At 44.9% G+C, this 19620-nt stretch carries 18 protein-coding genes, 1 tRNA gene and 1 riboswitch; of the genes, 7 read left to right on the top strand and 12 right to left on the bottom strand.

Annotation, left to right across the window (positions count from 1 at the left end):
* The first annotated feature begins 686 nt into the window (after positions 1-686).
* Entirely contained in the window at positions 687-1184 is a 498-nt protein-coding gene (gene tpx / locus ACFI6G_RS21365; RefSeq protein ID WP_010440678.1) for a thiol peroxidase, read from the top strand.
* A 135-nt stretch (positions 1185-1319) separates the two neighbouring features.
* Here the strand turns inward: tpx and uvrD are convergent, their stop codons facing one another.
* Positions 1320-3494, bottom strand: a complete 2175-nt coding sequence (uvrD, locus tag ACFI6G_RS21360) for a DNA helicase II (RefSeq protein WP_010440672.1) — start codon at positions 3492-3494, stop codon at positions 1320-1322.
* 264 nt (positions 3495-3758) lie between these two features.
* Here uvrD and ACFI6G_RS21355 point away from each other — a divergent pair, with 264 nt between their 5' ends.
* The 4 genes from ACFI6G_RS21355 to ACFI6G_RS21340 all read left to right on the top strand — a co-directional run bounded on the left by ACFI6G_RS21355 (position 3759) and on the right by ACFI6G_RS21340 (position 6168).
* Positions 3759-4019: a BufA1 family periplasmic bufferin-type metallophore gene (locus tag ACFI6G_RS21355; RefSeq protein WP_004736650.1), complete on the top strand. Its 261-nt coding sequence runs from the start codon at positions 3759-3761 to the stop codon at positions 4017-4019.
* 64 nt (positions 4020-4083) lie between these two features.
* The gene (gene bufB / locus ACFI6G_RS21350; protein WP_010440667.1) at positions 4084-4944 is read left to right on the top strand and encodes an MNIO family bufferin maturase; all 861 of its coding nucleotides are present in this window, start codon (positions 4084-4086) and stop codon (positions 4942-4944) included.
* The gene (locus tag ACFI6G_RS21345; protein ID WP_016789617.1) at positions 4941-5708 is read left to right on the top strand and encodes an HvfC/BufC N-terminal domain-containing protein; all 768 of its coding nucleotides are present in this window, start codon (positions 4941-4943) and stop codon (positions 5706-5708) included. The genes bufB and ACFI6G_RS21345 overlap by 4 nt, the downstream gene beginning before the upstream one ends.
* 1 nt (position 5709) lies before the next feature.
* Positions 5710-6168 carry a DoxX family protein gene (locus ACFI6G_RS21340; protein WP_010440663.1) on the top strand — a complete coding sequence of 153 codons (459 nt, stop codon included), beginning with the start codon at positions 5710-5712 and terminating at the stop codon, positions 6166-6168.
* 85 nt (positions 6169-6253) lie between these two features.
* On the opposite strand, the gene tsrA is transcribed toward ACFI6G_RS21340, so the two are convergent.
* Both tsrA and ACFI6G_RS21330 read right to left on the bottom strand, forming a co-directional pair.
* Positions 6254-6535 (bottom strand): H-NS-like global regulator TsrA, encoded by a 282-nt coding sequence (gene tsrA / locus ACFI6G_RS21335; RefSeq protein WP_004736654.1) that lies wholly within the window; start codon positions 6533-6535, stop codon positions 6254-6256.
* A 103-nt stretch (positions 6536-6638) separates the two neighbouring features.
* Positions 6639-7838: a multidrug effflux MFS transporter gene (locus ACFI6G_RS21330; protein ID WP_010440662.1), complete on the bottom strand. Its 1200-nt coding sequence runs from the start codon at positions 7836-7838 to the stop codon at positions 6639-6641.
* Between the two features lie 101 nt (positions 7839-7939).
* Here ACFI6G_RS21330 and ACFI6G_RS21325 point away from each other — a divergent pair, with 101 nt between their 5' ends.
* Both ACFI6G_RS21325 and ACFI6G_RS21320 read left to right on the top strand, forming a co-directional pair.
* Entirely contained in the window at positions 7940-8881 is a 942-nt protein-coding gene (locus tag ACFI6G_RS21325; RefSeq protein ID WP_010440660.1) for a LysR family transcriptional regulator, read from the top strand.
* A gap of 123 nt (positions 8882-9004) precedes the next feature.
* Positions 9005-10795: an aminopeptidase P family protein gene (locus ACFI6G_RS21320; protein WP_010440658.1), complete on the top strand. Its 1791-nt coding sequence runs from the start codon at positions 9005-9007 to the stop codon at positions 10793-10795.
* Between the two features lie 135 nt (positions 10796-10930).
* Here ACFI6G_RS21320 and thiH read toward each other — a convergent pair whose 3' ends face one another.
* From thiH to ACFI6G_RS21275, 9 genes are all read right to left on the bottom strand, one after another.
* Complete coding sequence (gene thiH / locus ACFI6G_RS21315; protein WP_010440657.1) at positions 10931-12058, bottom strand: 2-iminoacetate synthase ThiH; 1128 nt, start codon at positions 12056-12058, stop codon at positions 10931-10933.
* Between the two features lie 7 nt (positions 12059-12065).
* Positions 12066-12830 (bottom strand): thiazole synthase, encoded by a 765-nt coding sequence (locus tag ACFI6G_RS21310; RefSeq protein WP_010440655.1) that lies wholly within the window; start codon positions 12828-12830, stop codon positions 12066-12068.
* 2 nt (positions 12831-12832) lie between these two features.
* Positions 12833-13042 (bottom strand): sulfur carrier protein ThiS, encoded by a 210-nt coding sequence (gene thiS / locus ACFI6G_RS21305; RefSeq protein WP_010440653.1) that lies wholly within the window; start codon positions 13040-13042, stop codon positions 12833-12835.
* On the bottom strand, positions 13039-13821 hold the full coding sequence (locus ACFI6G_RS21300) for a HesA/MoeB/ThiF family protein (RefSeq protein ID WP_010440651.1): 783 nt from the start codon (positions 13819-13821) through the stop codon (positions 13039-13041). The genes thiS and ACFI6G_RS21300 overlap by 4 nt, the downstream gene beginning before the upstream one ends.
* Positions 13811-15103 carry a thiamine phosphate synthase gene (locus tag ACFI6G_RS21295; RefSeq protein WP_010440648.1) on the bottom strand — a complete coding sequence of 431 codons (1293 nt, stop codon included), beginning with the start codon at positions 15101-15103 and terminating at the stop codon, positions 13811-13813. Before ACFI6G_RS21295 ends, ACFI6G_RS21300 begins: the two co-directional genes overlap by 11 nt.
* Entirely contained in the window at positions 15103-17052 is a 1950-nt protein-coding gene (thiC, locus tag ACFI6G_RS21290; protein ID WP_462710463.1) for a phosphomethylpyrimidine synthase ThiC, read from the bottom strand. The genes ACFI6G_RS21295 and thiC overlap by 1 nt, the downstream gene beginning before the upstream one ends.
* Positions 17053-17182: 130 nt before the next feature.
* Positions 17183-17281: riboswitch (TPP riboswitch) on the bottom strand.
* A 62-nt stretch (positions 17282-17343) separates the two neighbouring features.
* Positions 17344-17727, bottom strand: a complete 384-nt coding sequence (crcB, locus tag ACFI6G_RS21285; protein ID WP_004736665.1) for a fluoride efflux transporter CrcB — start codon at positions 17725-17727, stop codon at positions 17344-17346.
* A 100-nt stretch (positions 17728-17827) separates the two neighbouring features.
* Complete coding sequence (locus tag ACFI6G_RS21280) at positions 17828-19210, bottom strand: multicopper oxidase family protein (protein ID WP_046209653.1); 1383 nt, start codon at positions 19208-19210, stop codon at positions 17828-17830.
* Positions 19211-19529: 319 nt separating this feature from the next.
* Positions 19530-19606: transfer RNA gene (locus ACFI6G_RS21275), tRNA-Trp, on the bottom strand.
* Between the last annotated feature and the right edge of the window lie 14 nt (positions 19607-19620).

Below are 19620 nucleotides of genomic sequence, written 5' to 3'. Positions count from 1 at the left end.
ACAAAACGTACATTTATCATTCAAATAATTATATAGAAATTCTCTTATGCACCATTGCTGATAAATGGGAGATCGGTAATATGAATGGTGTCGGAAGGATGCTGACACGGAACAGGAAACACCAAGGACTTGGTTATCTTCAGGATGAAGATTCGATTACTCAGGATGAATAATCGGCATGGATAGCGAAATGGACATTGAATGGACGCAATAGTAACTAGGATGGTTGCTACTAAGGAAAGACAATGGACACCTCTGGACGAGGAAAGGACTGAACATCAGGATGATGTAAAGGACACCGCTCAAGGAACAAGTGACGCGCGCTAACGAGGATTGTTGGCAGATCAGGATAAGATCAAGGACACCGCTAGGAAGGCGATGAAAGGAATACGCTGAAGGATAACAGCACACTATCATGGATTTGATGCATGGAGCACACTTAGTAGCCGGATTGCTGCGAGTAAGACTACAGACCCCGATGAGCGCAAGCTCTCGGGGTTTTTCTTTATCCATACTTCTATTTATTACTTTCCAATTAACCTTTCCGCTCTAAACCTCACCAAACATCACATACGTTTAATTACAATTCTGACATTTAAATCATTCACTTCTTAACCACTTCCGAGTAACGTAAGCTTTACTAGGCTCAACTAGTTTCATAACCATAATTAAACTAAGGACAATTCATGTCACACGTTACCTTCAAAGGCGCTGCTGTAGCTCTAACAGGCACATTCCCAAAAACGGGTGAAAAGTCTCCAAGCTTTGCACTGACTGCAGGCGATCTTTCTGAACTGACTCTTGCTTCTCTTGAAGGCAAGAAAGTGGTTCTAAACATTTTCCCAAGCATCGACACCGCAACTTGTGCGACGAGCGTACGCACGTTCAACGCAAAAGCGGCAGAGCTTGAGAACACGGTTGTTGTTTGTATTTCTGCTGATCTTCCGTTTGCTGCGGGTCGCTTCTGCGAACTAGAAGGCATTGAAGGCGTTCAACACGCTTCGACTTTCCGCTCTCCTACTTTCGCATCAGACTACGGCGTAGCGATCGCTGAAGGCCCACTATCTGGCCTAACAACACGTGCAGTTGTATGTGTTGATGAAAACGGTGTGGTAACACACAGCGAGTTAGTTGCAGAGATCACTGAAGAACCAAACTACGAAGCGGCACTTGCAGCACTGTAAGTCTTACTTTAAGGCAGCAATGCCTTAGGCTCGTATTAACCTAATTTAGGTCAGTATAAAGCAATAAAAAGAGCAGCCATTGGCTGCTCTTTCTGTTTTTAATAATGGACGGTTTTTAGATGTCGAAGTAACAGGTTAAAGCTGCTCTAAACGAGCATAAGCCGTTACTAACCACTTGATGCCTTCACCATTAAACGCGACTTGAACTCGGCTCTGCGGGCCACTTCCCTCGAAGTTGATGATAGTGCCTTCACCAAACTTAGGGTGCTTAACGCGAGAACCCAAACTAAAGCCTGTTTCGTTAAAGTTCTCTTTCACGGCGGTTTGGCTAAAGCGACCGCTGCTTGCAGGACGGCTCACTTGCGCTTTCATACGCACTTCATCCAGACATGTCTCAGGCAGCTCACGAATAAAGCGTGACGGTTTGTGGTACTTGTCTTGCCCGTACAAGCGACGCATCTCTGCGTAAGTTATGTAAAGCTTCTCCATCGCACGCGTCATGCCTACGTAACACAGGCGACGCTCTTCTTCTAAGCGCCCTGCCTCTTCTGCAGACATCTGGCTTGGGAACATACCCTCTTCAACGCCAACCATGAATACCATTGGGAACTCTAGGCCTTTGGCACTGTGCAGAGTCATGAGCTGAACCGCATCATCAAACTCGTCAGCCTGACCTTCACCTGCTTCCAAAGCCGCATGAGTTAAGAACGCCGTTAGCATGCTCATTTCATCCGCTTCTTCTGGCTTTTCAAACTGACGCGTTGCCGTTACCAATTCTTCCAAGTTCTCAATACGTGCCTTCGACTTTTCACCTTTCTCTTGCTCGTACATCGCAAACAAGCCCGACGATTTGATTACGTGGTCGGTTTGCTCATGAAGTCTCAGTTCTATGGTGTCATCTTCAAGTGCATTGATAAGCTCAATAAAGCGGCTCAAAGCACCTGCAGCACGGCCTGGTAACACTTGTTCTTCTATCAGAGCAACACTGGCTTCCCACATGGTTGCACCACGATCACGCGCTGCAAGACGAATCGTTTCTAAGGTTTTATCACCCAAGCCACGCGTTGGCGTATTTACGACACGTTCGAATGCCGCATCATTGCTTCGGTTACTCATTAAACGCAGGTAGCTCAAAGCATCTCTGATTTCCTGACGCTCGAAGAATCGCATGCCGCCGTAGATTCGGTAAGGTAGACCACCTTGGATAAGCGCCTCTTCAAGCACACGAGATTGGGCGTTGTTACGATAAAGCATCGCGGTATCTTCTAACGCACCGCCTTTCTCTTGCCACTCTTTGATTTTGCTGACCGTGAAGCGCGCTTCATCTAACTCGTTATAAGCCGAGTAAACTGAGATTAGTTCGCCATCGTTGCCATCGGTCCACAGCTCTTTACCCATACGCTCAGTGTTGTTCGAGATAAGCTCATTCGACGCCTGAAGAATGGTTTTGGTTGAACGGTAGTTTTGTTCGAGTCGAACCGTTGAAGCGCCTGGGAATTCATCCAAGAACTTCTGAATATTTTCAATTTTAGCGCCACGCCAGCCATAGATAGATTGGTCATCATCACCCACGATCATCACGCGACAATCCGGGCCTGCCATCATGCGAAGCCAAGCGTATTGGATGTTGTTGGTATCTTGGAATTCGTCGACAAGAATGTGCTTAAAGCGAGCTTGGTAGTGCTCGCGGATGTGTTTCTTATCGCGCAATAGTTCATGCGATCGCAACAAGATTTCAGCAAAGTCGACCAAGCCAGCACGATCACATGCCTCTTGGTAAGCCGAGTAAATCTTTAACCACGTTTGAGTGATTGGATCATGGTAGGCGTCAATATGACTTGGGCGTAGCCCTTCGTCTTTTTTACCATTAATCCACCAAGAAGCTTGCTTGGCTGGCCACTGCTTTTCATCAAGGTTTTGCGCCTTGATTAAGCGACGTAGTAAACGAATTTGATCATCTGAATCAATGATCTGAAAATCTTCTGGCAGTTTTGCATCTAGGTAGTGAGCTCGAAGAATACGGTGACAAATACCATGGAAGGTACCGTTCCACATACCTGACGAGCTACCCATCATCAACTCTTCAATACGACCACGCATCTCTGCTGCCGCTTTATTGGTGAAGGTGACTGACATGATAGAAAACGGCGATGCTTGCTCTACGCTTTGCAGCCAAGCAATACGATGCACCAACACTCGCGTTTTACCACTGCCAGCACCTGCCAGAATAAGTAGGTTTTCTAAAGGTGCTGCGACCGCCTCACGTTGTTTGTCGTTTAGGCCATCGAGTAAAAGCGAAGGATCTATCATTGGATATGCTCACTACTGGGTATTTATACATAAAAGTCGATTATAACCTAAACACTAGGCTGCGTTTAGGATAATAAGAAGAAAAAACAATCAAAAAATAACATCATGTAATCAGTAACTTAATAGATAACACATCATTAATATTGATATTTTTTATAATGCAGTGAAATTATTTCCGAGTTCTTCCTATCCTTTTTAGTAAGCAAGTTAACAACTTATTAACCTGCGATATAAAAATACTATTAAGTCCTAGAGGGAATGACTATGAAAAATTCTAATCTTGCTGTTACAGCTGCAATCACAAGTGTACTAGCGTTCGGCGGTGCAGTTCTTACATCAGCGCCTGCAGAGGCAGCAGCAAAAGAAAAATGCTACGGCGTGGCAAAAGCTGGCCAAAATGATTGTGCAACCAAAACAAGTTCATGTGCAGGTACAGCAAAAGAAGACAACCAATCCGATGCATTCGTAGTCGTACCTAAAGGACTTTGTGGCAAATTATCTGGTGGTAACACTCAATCATCATAATTGAGCTGATAAGTATGGTGAGCTGATATCCAGCTCACCTCCACTTTCTATTAGGAGAATCGTTGTGACTCAAACTCTTCACCCCAATACAGGGGTTGGCCTTAGAACACCTCACTTAGACTTCTTTAGCCAAAATCCAGCTTTAATAAGTTGGTTAGAGGTTCACAGCGAAAACTACTTTCAGCCTCAATCAAAATCGCGTCAGCAGCTCAGAGTAATACGTAATGACCACAGTATAAGTTGCCACGGCGTTGGGTTGTCTTTAGGTTCTTTTGAGCGTATTAACCCAAATCACTTACTGCAGCTAAAAGAACTCATCAATGACATAGAGCCGTTTTTGGTTTCTGACCATCTAAGTTGGAGTCAGATTGGTGGTCACTACTTCAATGATTTATTACCACTGCCGTATACCGAAGAGGCATTAGAGGTCTTCTGCCGCAATGTCATCGAGGTCCAAGACAGCTTGCAACGCCCTATGCTAATTGAAAACCCATCGAGCTACCTTGCCTTCAAGCATTCAACTATCCCAGAGTGGGAATTTTTGGCTGAAGTACAGAAGCGTACCGAGTGTCGCTTATTACTCGATTTCAATAATATTTTTGTCTCATCTTTTAACCATGGTTTCAGTTGTGAAGAGTACTTAAGCGGAATTCCTGCAGACAAAGTGGAAGAGATTCACTTGGCAGGTTTTACCAAAAAGAAACTCGAACAAGGTGAGATCTGGATAGATACCCACAGTAAACCAGTCTGTGACGAAGTGTGGCAACTCTACACACAATGGATAGCACAACATGGTTTGCGCCATACCTTGATTGAGTGGGATCTAGACATCCCAGAACCACAAGTCTTATTGGCTGAAGCAACCAAAGCCAGTGATATTTTGTATCAACACGACAAGTTCAACCCAAGGAGTCGCGCATCATGAGCCACTCCCTAGCTGACGTTCAGTCGGAGTTTGCTAACGCCCTGCGCTACCAAAACAATGGTGATCACTGCGACATAGTGAGCGACCATTTTACGGATGAACAGCGAATCCAAATTTACCGAAATAACTTTGTGATCAGCTTGAGCGAAGTACTGGCAGCGACGTACCCACTGACTGAAATGCTGGTTGGTGAAGAGTGCTTCCAACAAATGGCTCGCCAACATGTCTTAAGTTATCCATCAACCTCTGGTGATGTCAGCGGTTATGGGGAACACTTTGAACAGACTATCCAAACCTTTCCTGCCGTTATTGAGGCTGCTCCTTATCTCGCTGAAGTGGCTTTGTATGAATGGAAAAAAGATAGCTTGGTGAGATGTATTTCAGAATCACATGTCGACCAACGCCCCCTTTCTTGTTTAGCTGATGTGCCACAAGAACAGCAAGGCGCTTTGGTCTTCCATCTCAAAGATTCAATAACGCTAGTTAATTCTAGCTATACGATTATCGCGCTTGAGCAAGCTATCTACCAGCAACAACTTGACGGGTTAGACATCAACCAACCTGAATTAGGAGTGTTAATCAGAACCGAGAATTCACAGGTTGAGAGCTATCGTTTGACGGAAGAATGCCACCAACTATTAACTGAATTGCAATCGGGTCAAGCACTCGCTCAGATTAATCCTTCACTACTACAACACCTTAATACTGTAATGGCTCTCGACGTCATCTCAGGCTTCTCACTCAATGATGAATTGGAGACATAAAATGGATAACAACACGGTCACAAACATGATGGCTCAATACGATGCATTGATTGAGAAGTCACAATCACTTTTTGTTCCTCTGCTACTTTTGTTTTGTCGCTTATGGGTGGCTTGGGTATTCTTCAATTCAGGACTCACCAAAATAGCCACATGGGATAGCACCCTTTATTTGTTTGAGTTGGAATACCAGGTGCCATTGCTGCCTTGGGAATTAGCAGCTTACATGGGTACTGCCGCAGAATTGATTCTGCCTGTTTTCTTAGCACTAGGCCTATTAACACGACCGATGGCAGCAGCGTTATTCGTATTCAACATCATGGCTGTCGTGTCATACCCTGTGTTGTGGGAGCAAGGTTTCTATGATCATCAGTTGTGGGGATTAATGATACTGGTCGTCGTCGTATGGGGAGCCGGACCTATGTCGCTTGATCGAATATTAAGAAAACAATTCGCAAGCTAGATCTATTTTGCATCGTCCTTAAATTAACCTAGCCCTAAACGCAAAAAACCACTCAATCGAGTGGTTTCTTTTTATCTGGGATAAACTACTTGTTTAGAAAAGCTTGTAGTTCTTCAGCAGAGATACCTTGTTCTGCTAACTCTTTTGCTAATAGCTGAACTTGTTCACCTTTACGAGACTCTACCACACGCTGGAATTGGTAAATAATATCTCGCAAAGTATCGATTGGAACTTGTTTTGCCGCACTGCGAATACGCTCTTCACTTTGGTTTCCTAGCTCTTTAAGCAGTTTACCAAACATGACCTTTTCAGGTGCATCTTCCATTTGTTCTAAGATGCGCGCCATTTCGTAGGTTGTTAATGACATTACAGTATTTTCCGTTGTGGTACTAACGTTTCAATGAGTGACAAATATACCATGTTTTAATGTTTCGAAAACCGCCATTTGTATATTTTATCACCCTTGTAACTTATGCCTTTGCAAACGTCGTATGCCACGACTTACCCGCCTTGCTCGCAAGTACCAACAATGCTGGCACAATAAGGAACATTTGTAGCGCAATCATCACTTGAGACGTTAAATCAAGACGTTGCATGGTACCAACAAGTAGCCCTGAACCGCTCATTTGGAACAAACCAAGCAGCGCAGCGGCTGTACCCGCACGGTCACCAAAAGGTTCTAATGCCTTACCCGCAGCAGCGCCAAGAATCCATGCAAAACCAACCGAAGATAAGAAAATAGGCAACATAAATGCGAACGCTGTCGCTTGATCAGCAAGCACCAACATAATCACCCCAGCTAAGCCAAGTGTGGATATACCAACAACCAGGGCTTTATAGGTACCAAAGCGATCCATAAACTTCGGCGCTGTGAATGCTGCGATGATATTAATTGCCGCGTTTACACCAAACCAAAAGGTAAATTCGTTCATCGTCAAACCTAGGTTTTCCATCAACACAACAGGTGCAGAGGTAACGTAAGCAAGGATTACCGCCATCGCCATCAAGCATAAAGTGGCATGGAAGATAAATGACGGTGTTTTCAATACCGACCAGTATCGCTCTAGCTTAAAAACTGCAACCTTTTCTGTCGCAGGGTTAGACTCTTTCATTTGGAAAAACAAAATGGTGCCGACCACAATCGCAAAGCCAGCCATGAAACTGAAGTTCGAGCGCCAACCAAACTGTTGAGTCAACCAAGCACCAAGGATCGGCGCTAATGCAGGAATAAAGCAAATTGCACCGTTAAGGTAACTGATCATTCGCCCGCTCTTCTGCGGGCCAAATAGATCGCGAACCGTTGCAAAGGCTGCTACAGAAGTCGCACAAGCTCCTAAGCCTTGTAACAGCCGAGCTATTAACATCATATCAATCGACTGAGCTGCCCACGCCAAGCAAGCACTCAGTGCATAGATACTAACACCTCCCAATGCAACGGTTCGACGTCCTAACTTATCAGCCAAAGGGCCTGCAAATAATTGCCCGACACCCATGGCGAATAAAAACCAAGTAATCGTATCTTGTGCTAGTGCATGTTCCACGTGAAACGCTGTCGAAATTTGTGGCAGTGCTGGTAGATAAATATCAATAGCCAAAGGGCTAAATAGAACCAGCATTGCAAGTAGTGCAACCTGCAATTTGCTAGGATTTGGAAGCGCGTTAGAAGGCACAAGATTCTCCGAATGAATTAATTTGGGTGCATAATAACGGACTAAAGATATGAATAGAAATGGCATATACTCATTAGTATTATTCCAAATTGGAAATTCATATGAATATCGAGAAACTGTCACGCATCGACCTAAACCTATTAGTTTGTTTACAAGTGTTGATGGAAGAGCTGAGTGTCACTCGCACCGCACATAGGCTGTGCTTGAGCCAATCAGCAGTGAGCAAGTCGCTAGCCAAGCTTCGTGAACAATTTAATGATCCCCTTTTTACGCGAAGTGCTCATGGCCTAAGACCGACACCGAAAGCTGTGTTCCTCAAGCCTCGATTAGAAACGCTGATCAATCAACTTGATATGCTTACCCAACCGGAAACTTTCATTCCCAACAACAGCGACCATAGCTTTCACATTGCTGCCGTTGAGAGTGTTTACCCGCTGATTCTTCCGCACTTCTTACCGGCAATATTTCGACAAGCACCTAAGGTCAATATCAACACCCACGCGTGGACAGAACAAACCTTTAAAAAGCTGCAGCTTGGCGAACTAGATATCGGACTCACTGGCAAAGACATCGACATCAACGATGCGCGTTTAACTATGCTGCCGCCAGACGACATTTGCGAACAAGAGATCTACCGCGACGCACAGATGTGTGTGCTAAGACGCAACCACCCTGCTCTGAGTGGTAAATGGGATCTGGAAACCTACCTTGCGCAACGTCATGTACAGGTAAGGTGCGATGGTAACGACCGCTGGCTGCTCGACTACAAACTTGCCGATCTTGGCCATCAACGCGATATCGCGATTTCTGTTCCAGACTTCAATAGCGCTGCAAGCCTATGTACCTACACCGACTTTGTGTTTACCGCACCAAGCCACTTTACTTATCTCGTCGCTAAGCAACTCGACTTAGTGGTTGTTCCTTTACCAATGGAGTTCCCACCGATGGCATACACTTTGTTTTGGCACCGTGACAGAGAAAATGACCCAGCCTTAACTTGGTTGCGAGATATCATCAAAGAAAAAACTCTGCACCTTAGATAAAAATGGCGTACAGCGTTTGCAGCAAACGAACAAAAGCGCTAGCTTATTGACCTAATAAGTCCCCTCACCTGTATATCGACTGTGAGTGTTAACAAGGACCCTAACAATAAGGATAAAACACAGATGCACAATATCACTGCTGAACGCGTTGCTGCGGTTCGAACTTGGCTTGAAACAAACAACCTAGATGCCGTTATCATTCCACACGAAGACGAATATCTAGGTGAATACGTTCCTGCTCATAACGAGCGACTTCACTGGTTAACAGGTTTCACTGGCTCTGCAGGTGCCGCTGTTATCACTCGTGAAACTGCTGCTATTTTTGTTGATGGTCGCTACACCGTTCAGGTTCGTAAGCAGGTACCAGCAGAGTTATTTGAGTATCGCCACCTTATTGAAGAACCGGCTTTAGATTGGATCATCAACTCATTGCCTCAAGGTAGTAAGGTTGCATTCGACCCACGCATGCACACCGCTGCTTGGTTGAAAGGCGCACAAGCAAAACTAGCGGAGAAAGTTGAGCTAACAACGTTATCAGCAAACCCGATTGATGCGCTTTGGTCTGACCGTCCTGAGCCTGTTGTATCTGATGTTCGCCTAATGGCAACAGATGCCGTTGGTCAATCAAGTGAAAGCAAACGTGCGGAGATTGCTGGCTTACTAAAAGCAAAAGGTGCGGACGCCGCTATCCTTACCGAGCTCGATTCGATCTGTTGGTTGCTTAACATTCGTGGTTTGGACGTATCTCGCCTACCTGTTGTACTGTCTAATGCAATCATTCACGCTGATGAAAGCGTCGATTTCTTCCTAGACCCAGCACGCATCCCAGCAGGCTTTGAAGCACACGTTGGTAATGGTATTCGAGTTTCTCACCCATCAGAGCTTGAAGTGCGCCTTCAGTCTTTAGAAAATAGAAATGTATCTGTAGATTCAAGCACGAGCAATGCTTGGTACACGCTTGTTCTGCAAAACGCTGGCGCTCACATCATTGAAGCAGCAGACCCATGCCTAATGCCAAAAGCTGCTAAAAACGCAACTGAGATTGCAGGTATGAAAGCGTGTCACATTCGAGATGGCGTGGCGATGGCGAAATTCCTGTCTTGGATTGATGCAGAAGTCGCGCAAGGTAACCTGCACAACGAAGCTGTACTAGCAGACAAAGTACAATCATTCCGCGAGCAAGACCCGACGCTGATGGACCTAAGTTTTGACACGATTTCAGCTGCAGGCGGAAACGCAGCTATGTGTCACTACAACCATGAGAACCAACCTGAACCAGGTAAGCTAGAACTGAATACTCTGTACCTAGTCGATTCAGGCGGTCAGTACTTAGATGGTACAACGGACATCACTCGTACTATCGCGATTGGCCAACCAAGCGACGAAATGATTCAACAGTTCACTCTCGCACTTAAAGGTCATATCGGCATCGCACGAGCTCGTTTCCCACAAGGCACTCGTGGTTTCCAACTTGATATCCTAGCGCGTCAGCACTTATGGGCTGAAGGCTTCGACTACGACCACGGTACTGGTCATGGTGTAGGTCACTTCCTAAGTGTTCATGAAGGCCCACAAAGTATCTCTAAGAAGTTAATCGACGTGCCTCTAGTTAAAGGTATGGTGTTATCAAACGAACCAGGTTACTACCGTGCTGATGAATTTGGTATCCGCATCGAGAACCTAGAACTGGTTGTTGAGCTGCCAACTCAGGGTGACTTCTCTGTATTGACGTTTGAATCACTAACTCGTTGCCCAATCGATAAGCGCAACATCAATGTTGATTTGCTAACACGACCTGAACTGGCATGGCTGAACGACTACCATCAAAAAGTATGGAGCGACGTTAGCCCATTAGTTGAAGGTGATACGTTGGAATGGCTACGTCAATCAACGACACCATTAGCTCACGCTTAATAGCTTTCTAGGCTGTTTACTTAACCAAAACAAGCTCGCTAAATTAGATATAAAAACGGCTACCTAAAGGTAGCCGTTTTTGTTTGTCGATAGCATCCCATCGATGTTTCACGTGGAACATCAACCAAACGTTGATTAACCAGAATAGGCACTGTGCCAGTCTCGCCACACTGGGTCGAAACCACGCTGACGAATCATCGACTCAACATCGGCAGCACTTCTCTCATCACTTATCTCAAACTGTTCGAGTTCTTCCTCACCCGAAGCATAACCACCAGGTTGGGTTTTTGACGCAGCCGACATACTCGTGATTCCTAATGGCAACACATTGTCGCGGAAGGTTGCTGACTCACGAGTAGATAGAGATAACTCGACCTCAGGGTTTAAGAGTCTATATGCGCAGATAAGCTGAACCAACTGTTTATCGTTCATGACCGACTTAGGCTGCAAGCCTCCATTACCGTCTCCACCCTCGCACGGGCGAAGACGCGGGAATGAAATTGAATAGCGAGTCTGCCAATAAGTGCGCTCCAGGTAATCCAAGTGAGCAGCAACAAAGAAGCAGTCGGTTCTCCAATCTTCCAAACCAATCAAGGCACCAATACCTATCTTATCGATCCCCGCTTTTGCCAAGCGATCAGGAGTTTCAAGACGATATTCAAAATCCATTTTATTGCCACGTAGATGATGCTCAGCGTAAGTTCTTGGCTGGTAAGTCTCTTGGTAAACCATAACAGCATCTAAACCGAGAGATTTAAGCTCTGCGTAATCATGTTGATCAAGCGGCTGCACTTCCATTGCAAGGTAGTTAAATTGCTTTTTGATAGTCGGCAACACCTGTCGAAAGTAATTCATCCCGACCTTAGTTTCATGTTCACCGGTGACCAACAAAACGCTATCAAACTTCATCTTTTTGATAGCCGCACTTTCGGCATCAATTTCATCCAAAGTAAGCGTGCGGCGCTTGATACGATTCTCCATTGAGAAACCACAATACGTGCATGCATTCGCGCATAGATTCGAGAGATACAAAGGAATATAAAGCGACATTGTATTACCAAATCGCTTACGAGTTAGCGCCAACGATTGTTGTGCCATCTGCTCTAAGTAAGGTTCTGCCGCCGGAGAGATCAGAGCCTTAAAGTCTTCTAGGTCGCGTTTGGGTTTACTCAGAGCACGTTCAACATCCGCTGCCGTTTTACTGAAGATAGACATACCAATGTCATCCCAGTTGAGCTGTTTAAATCGATCAACAAACGTCATGGCAATATTACTCGTCTAGAAATGAAGTTAACGGACTGGAAGCAACCGCGTGAGATACCTGACCAGCGAGACCAGCAAGGTAAGCCATACGACCTGCTTCAACTGCCAACTTAAAAGCAATCGCCATATCAACAGGTTGTTGGGAAGCCGCAATCGCCGTATTCACTAACACTGCATCTGCGCCCATTTCCATTGCGCGAGCAGCATGAGATGGTGCACCTATGCCTGCATCCACAATCACAGGGACATTCGCTTGGTCGATAATGATCTCTAAGAAGTCTGCCGAAGCGATACCTTTGTTTGAACCAATTGGGGCACCTAGCGGCATAACCGCAGTACAACCCACCTCTTCCAAGCGTTTACACAATACTGGATCGGCATGACAGTAAGGCAACACAATAAAGCCATCTTTAACCAGTTGCTCAGCAGCTTTAAGCGTTTCAATTGGGTCTGGCATCAAGTACTTTGGATCTGGGTGAATTTCCAGTTTGAGCCAATTTGTGCCTAGAGCTTCACGAGCCAAATGCGCAGCAAAGATGGCGTCTTTTGCATTCTTAGCACCTGACGTATTCGGTAGTAAGTTCACGCCAGCATCAATGATGGGTTGTAAAATGTCGTCTTGCTCAGAGCGAATATCAACTCTCTTAAGCGCCATAGTTGCCAATTCCGAACCTGAGGCCTCGATAGCACTCGCCATCAATTGCTTATTGGCGAACTTACCCGTTCCAGTGAAGAGTCGTGATTGAAACGTTTTATCTGCGATAGTTAACATGGTTAGCCTCCTGCAATGGCTTGGAAAAGAGATATAGCGTCGCCTTCATTAACGACTGTTTGTTGCCACTGGCTACGCGGGACAACCGCATTATTGATTGCAAACACACAACCTAGATCAGGTAATGCTAGAACTTGGATAATGTCCGCTAGAGACGACGAGTGTGCTACTTGTTCTGATTGTTCGTTTATCGAGATAGTTATATGGCTCATTGGATTTCTTCTTCTAAATGCTTAACTACAGACGCACTGCACACAGGACATTCACTATCTTGAGTGACCATAAGGTTTTGCCAATTCATCGTCTGGCCATCGAACAGTTTGAGTTGATGTGTTGCGACCTGAAACTCACCACGAGTTAGACGTTGAATAGCAGCCAAAGCTTGAAGGTTACCTATGGTGCCAACAACTGGGCCTATGATGCCGCTATCGCTACAACGCGTCGTTTGTGGATGCTGTCTGAACGGGAACAAGCAGTGATAGCACCCTTTCTGATTCTGATAATCAAATACAATAAACTGGCCTTTCCAGCCAATTGCAGAACCAGAAATCAAAGGGGTCTTCGTGCTGAAACATGCTTGGTTAACCTGCTGGCGTGACGCGAAGTTGTCAGTACAATCCAACACTAAGTCAGCTAGCATCACTTCAAGCTCAAGCTGACTTTCACTCATTCGTTGATTGATGGTTCTTACTTGGCTGCGACCATTGAGCTCACTCAGTTGTTGCTTCAACGCTTCAACCTTAAGCGAACCTAACTGACTTTCCCTGAACGCGACCTGCCGTTGCAGGTTCGATGAATCGACACAATCATCATCAACCAGCACGATCTTTCCAACACCAGAAGCAGCTAGATAAAGAGACGCGGCATTACCTAAGCCACCACAACCAATCAACAACACATGACTATTTAGTAAGTTGCGTTGCCCTTGCTCACCCACTTCAGATAACGCAATTTGTCGTTGATAACGAATGAATTCAAAGTCACTCAGCATAGCTAGGCTCCGACATAACCTCTTCTTTGAGAGTTGAAGGTTTAGACGTCATCTGTTTTTCGAAAAATTCGATCACTTTCTGTGGGTCTTCCGCCAATGTAATCGCACGTACCACCGCCAAGCTCGATACCCCACACTCCCACACCTGCTCGGCTGTCGATTGGTCAATACCGCCAATAGCAACCGTCGGATAGCCAGTAAGTTCTTCTGTGTATGGGATAGTATCAATCAGCTGTTGATACAGAGATAAACGAACTAAACCCTGAGGTTTCGATGGCATCTGTTTAGTTGTTGTTGGGAAGATATGCCCTAGCGCAATATAGCTTGGGTTGATTTGAACAATGCGTAGCAACTCGTAATAGCCATGAGTCGAGAGTCCGATCTTAATACCCGCTTGGCTCAACTGTGAGAGGTTTGATTCTTCAATATCCTCTTGCCCCAAATGAACACCAAAAGCGTCATGCTTGAGTGCAAGCTGCCAGTAATCATTGATAAAAACTTGAGCGTTATGCTCTCGACCAAGCTCGATAGATCGTGTGACTTGTTGTTCTAAGTCCGCTTGATGCGGGTTCTTAATACGTAGTTGGACAGTGTTGATTCCAAGCTTGAGTAATCTTTCGATCCACTCAACATCATCAACTACGGGGTATAAACCGAGGCTACTCTTATTCAATTCAGGAAAATAAAGTGATGTTCCTTGGTTAGCCCAACCTACGCTTATGTCCAACCGTTGATCTTCAAGAACAGGGATAGGAAAGTCTTGATAATGTGCTGGCCATGTTCCACGTGAAACATTCGATGCAGCGCGAGCTAAAACTAGTGCGTCTTCTAATGGGAATTCCAGCGCCAACAAAGTAAGTAACCAAGCAAAATGACCACTACTATCTAATTCTTGATGAGCTGTAGTTTCACTCTTAATGACACGATTAGCATCTAGGTGAGACCAAATATCCATTACAGATGAATCATCTGAGACACCAATATAGATAGTGTTTGGAGATTGTGTAAAGGCACCACAAACGTCAGTTAGCGCGACAGAATGACTGTAATCAACAACATGATTCAGTTCCGCTAACTTACACTCCGCCAATGAATCAACATCATGAACGAAGCCAATAGATAACGCCTGCTGAGCATCAACGATAGAGAAGTATTGAGTTGGGCTTACGCCCAACTCAACTGTATCGGTTGCCAAACCTTGTCGCTTAGCAACCAATAGACAGTTCTGCACCTCTCCCGTTAACTCAATATTTTGAGATGGGATGAGTATCTTCACTGTCATTATTCCTCTAATTGAGCTTCTTTTGCACCTACTGCAGGGTGGTAAAGTTCAGAGCCGGTATCACGGAACTCTTGTGATTTCTGACGCATCCCTTCCAACGGGTTATCCAACATCTTAATTTCGATAGCCTGATCAGCCGCCACTTGTTCGGTGTCTTTCGCATACTCTCGTACTTCCTGAGAGATCTTCATCGAGCAGAATTTAGGTCCACACATAGAGCAGAAGTGAGCAACCTTACCCGACTCTTGTGGCAGGGTTTCATCGTGGAAAGAACGCGCGGTTTCCGGATCTAAAGCTAGATTAAATTGGTCTTCCCAACGGAATTCAAAACGCGCTTTTGATAATGCATTGTCGCGGATCTGTGCGCCCGGATGTCCTTTTGCCAAGTCTGCTGCATGCGCTGCCAGCTTATAAGTAATCAAGCCAGTCTTCACGTCTTCTTTGTTTGGTAAGCCTAGGTGCTCTTTAGGGGTTACATAACACAGCATCGCACAGCCGTACCAACCAATCATGGCGGCACCAATACCAGAGGTAATATGGTCGTAACCAGGGGCAATATCTGTCGTCAGTGGACCTAAAGTATAGAAAGGTGCTTCGTGGCAGTGCTCTAACTGCTCGTCCATATTCTCTTTAATCAGGTGCATTGGTACATGTCCAGGGCCTTCAATAATCACCTGAACGTCGTATTCCCAAGCCACTTTAGTCAACTCACCTAGGGTCCGTAACTCCGAGAATTGAGCCTCATCATTAGCATCTGCAATAGAACCCGGACGTAAACCGTCACCTAATGATAGAGCAACATCGTACTTCGCACAGATCTCACAGATCTCACGGAAGTGGGTATAAAGGAAACTTTCTTGGTGATGAGCAAGACACCATTTCGCGATGATGGAGCCGCCACGAGAGACAATACCAGTCACACGTTTAGCGGTCATAGGAACGTAGCGAAGCAATAAGCCTGCGTGGATAGTAAAGTAATCAACACCCTGCTCTGCTTGTTCAATCAAGGTATCGCGCATCACTTCCCAGTTAAGGTCTTCCGCAACGCCATTCACTTTTTCAAGTGCCTGATACATAGGAACCGTACCAATTGGCACCGGACTATTACGCAAGATCCATTCGCGAGTCTCGTGGATATTGCGGCCGGTGGAAAGGTCCATCACGGTATCGCCACCCCAACGAGTTGACCATACTAATTTCTCAACTTCTTCTTCAATCGAAGAGCTTACTGAAGAGTTACCGATATTGGCGTTCACCTTCACTAAGAAGTTTCGGCCGATAATCATCGGTTCTGATTCTGGATGGTTGATGTTTGAAGGAATAATAGCTCGGCCTTCAGCAACCTCTTTACGTACGAACTCAGAGGTAATTTCTTTAGGTAGGTTCGCGCCAAAGTTATGGCCAGGGTGTTGATGGTTCAGCTGCTCATCAGCGAACTTCTGGCGTCCCATGTTCTCACGTATCGCAATGTACTCCATCTCAGGAGTGATAATCCCCTGACGAGCATAATGCAGCTGAGTAACACATTGACCTCCAGTCGCACGACGAATTCTAGGTAGGTTGCCGTAACGAAGGTCGTCTAGAGTTTCATCTTCTAAACGCTCTTTAGTGTAAACAGAGCTTACATCATCTAACAGTTCCGTATCACCACGCTCATCAATCCATTGCTCACGCAACTTAGGAAGGCCGCTATACAGGTCTATTTGATGTGTAGGGTCAGTGTAAACACCTGAGGTATCGTAAACTTGAATGGGTACATTAGGTTCGAATACAGGCTCTTTTTTGGTACCGCCAACAAGGCTATCAGCGAGTGATATTTCTCGTACAGGGACTTGAATGTCCTCGCGAGATCCTTGGATATAAGCTTTTTTTGAATTTGGATAAGGTTGTACGGATAAAGAATCAATGAAATTCTTCGCTTCCAGTCTTGCTTGTTTACTACTCGACATAGCATTTATCCTTGGCTTTTAGCCATTATTTATAGGGATAAAAATGCTTGACGGATTAGATGCTACAAGAGGGATCACAGCAAGAAAATGCAGTTGTGATCTGGAGATAGATCTCTAGAAGGATTCTAGTTAGATATCTACTCTTGTTCCCTTCGCAGGTATTAGCCTGATCAGGTTCAACGGATCCCGAGTTAACGGTCTCAGCCATATGGCACTCCGACAAGTACTACCGAGTATATAAAAACGGCTTGGATAAACCAAGCCGAGTTGTTAACAAACCGTAAGAAAGTTTTAAGACTTTATCAGAAGTTGGAAACCGATCCATGCTGCAGAGATGCTGAGAACCACGTTGAGTAGCACATTGAGTCCCATCTTAAAGAAAGCACCCTGCTGCATAAGAAGCACGTTATCCATCGAAAATGTAGAAAATGTAGTCAATGCTCCAAGGAAACCAAGACCGATGATCTGTCTCCATGGTTCTGTCGCAACCATCTCATTCTCAAATGCTGCGATGAGTAATCCCATAATTAAAGAGCCAATCACGTTAACGGTCAGCGTACCATAAGGAAAGCCACGCCCTAGCATCACTACACATAACTCTGAAATCAAATAGCGCGAACAAGCACCAAATGCGCCACCAATGGCAATAAAACCTAAAATAGATAACTGACCCATGAATCCTCCCAAACAATAGTCCCTATATTCTAGCTTTACCGCCGATAAAAGCGAGGGTAGAAACTAAGAATGCATGCGCAAATATTAAACGTTACAGGTGTCACTTAACTTCGATATATCCCATTAAACCCGTTTTCATGTGTTCTATAACATGACAGTGATACATCCAACGTCCGGGGTTGTCTGCAACAAATGCAGCTTTAGCTCGGCCGTTTCTTCCAAGTAGCACTGTATCGGTATGGAAAGGTTCTTCAATTTTTTTACCATCAAGTTCCAATACAGTGAATGTATGACCGTGAATATGAATCGGGTGATGATATTGAGTGACGTTCTTAAGATCGAATATGTAAGTCTTACCTAACTCTAAAGTCGCCAACGGTTCAGGGATACTGTCTTTGCTCATCCCCTCCCATGCTCTTTTATTAGTAAGCCAAAATTTAGGCATGGACTTCCCATCTTTAGATACTGGTGATACCGCGCCTTCCCACTCGAACACAAAATCGATCTCTTCAGCATTAGCAAGATCTAGGTTAGGTACTGGATTCAATGGTAATAATGGCAACACTCGCTTTTGAGTAAATGCTGAATCTACGACTTCAAATTCACACAAAGAAAATGGGAAACGTCCCTTCATTTGGAGAACGTTAACTCGCTCACCAGCTTTAGGAGCGATCAGTCCAATATCCACGCGCATCCCTGGGCCGATTTTATGTTGAGTCAGTTTATAAGGCGTTTTTACAGGATTACCATCGATGGCTATAACCCATGCTTCAGCCCCTTCGACAGCAATAGGGTAAGTGATCGTATTATCGACATTAGCAATACGCAGTCTAGTCGCTGCATACTGCTTCAACTGATATACGGGTTCATGGACTCCATTAACACTACTCCACTCCCCAGGAGTGCCCATACGAGCACTGAGTCGTGGGATCATTAAATCTTTCCATTGACCCTGCTTGTCGATGTGCCAATGCTTAAGCATCAATGCGTGTTCTTCATCGAACCGTACTGGATTGCTCTCTTCTACGATAATAAGACCAACTAAGCCCATACCAAGCTGCTTCACGCTATTCATGTGTGGGTGATACCAAAACGTACCGGCATCTGGCGGCGTAAACTCATAAATGAATGTTTCACCTGGCATGATTGGTGGCTGACTTAAGAAGGGAACCCCATCCATTTCGATAGGAATTCTTAAACCATGCCAATGAATAGTCGTCGGCTCTGATAGCTTATTCGTAAAGCGGATCGTGACCTTTTCACCCTGTCGACATCGAATCGTTGGCGCTGGAATCTGGCCATTGAAACCCAAAATATTGGTATTAAATCCCTTCACTAACTCTGCTGTTGAGGGCTCAGCAGTTAAGTCATAAACATACTTTCCTTGCTCATCAGCAGACCGCTTCATTGAACAAGCGGGTAGTACTGTTAATGCAGATATAGCGAGAGATGATTGAATAAACTTACGACGGGAAATATCCATATTTGTTGCCTTTTAGTAATAACGACCAAAATGTAACAAAATATTGAGAATAATTCTCATAAAGAAGTGTGGATTGTGTTGTTAATTGCTTATAAAAGAGACTGATATAAGTAAGCACTTACATTTCTAAGACAATATTCTATTCAAGGTAGGTAATTATCAATTAAAAATCGAACAAATATAAATCAAAAAGACTCTAGGATTTCTGCTTCGATGGGGATCAATATAGTCGACTTGGCTGACACTCCGGTCCTCAACGTCACTTTGAAAAAGTGACAGATACAAAAAAGCTCCAGCATTTCTGCTGGAGCTTTAAATATGGCAGGGGTGGAGAGATTCGAACTCCCAACACGCGGATTTGGAATCCGCTGCTCTGCCAATTGGAGCTACACCCCTAAAACTTTATCTTG

This window comes from Vibrio sp. PSi01 (genome assembly GCF_054960695.1).
This window is presented reverse-complemented; position numbering and strand designations above follow the sequence as displayed.